Here is a 707-nt window from a genome sequence, read left to right as displayed (position 1 = left end):
AAGAAATAGTCGATGAATCAACAACCACATCATCGTAGTCAAGACACGCGAATTCTGCAGTTGAAATTCGTCCCTTGATCCGCAGCAAACCAATATAGGCAGCCTTGGCCTGGAGGGAATTCAAGTCACTCGAACCAATAACCGTCCCAAGCCAACTGCCGATAGAAATGGCGTCCAACCTCCCCCGCAACGCGGCAGATACCAGAGACTCAACCATAAGCCTACGATTATCATCAACAGGCTCCATCCCCACCGTAATTATCCCAATAAAGCAACCAAGAATCAGTGGATCTGCCCAACGCAGTCCGCCTATGAATACCGCCCTTTCTCGAACCTCTTGATCACAATGGAACAATGACCTCGATACCAACGCATAGCTTGAAGAGTCGGGCTCGGCTGTAAGAATCCCCGACATCCTGTAAAGCTGCTCAAGCAGCAATTCATCTTCCGTCACCAGGAGCCTCCTTCATTTGCAACCATCTGAGTCGCCCGTGACGATTGCATGTCCACCCTAACAAGACATGCCCTTCAACCAGGAAAAAGTACAAGCCCTGCGCATTGCTGCAGGCTCATGGACAGCATTCATCCAAGGGCCGTCTGTCACTTCAATCTTCCACATCCAGCGCCACCTCCCCAAAGAGCGGCACTTGGACCGGGGAACCGCATCAGGCATCAAGCGGAGCATGTATTTCGCCGATAAGTAGATC

Annotated in this window: 1 protein-coding gene; it reads right to left on the bottom strand. The window is 51.2% G+C overall.

The genetic code is table 11. The features are described from left to right. A partial coding sequence (locus tag DAI20_RS18650) for a hypothetical protein (RefSeq protein ID WP_154348646.1) occupies window positions 1–454 on the bottom strand: 454 nt, incomplete at its 3' end. Window positions 455–707: the final 253 nt, after the last annotated feature.

It is taken from the genome of Planctomonas deserti, assembly GCF_003067705.1.
GTDB lineage: Bacteria > Actinomycetota > Actinomycetes > Actinomycetales > Microbacteriaceae > Planctomonas > Planctomonas deserti.
The sequence above is the reverse complement of the archived record's forward strand: the minus strand, read 5'-3'. Positions and strand labels throughout refer to the sequence as shown.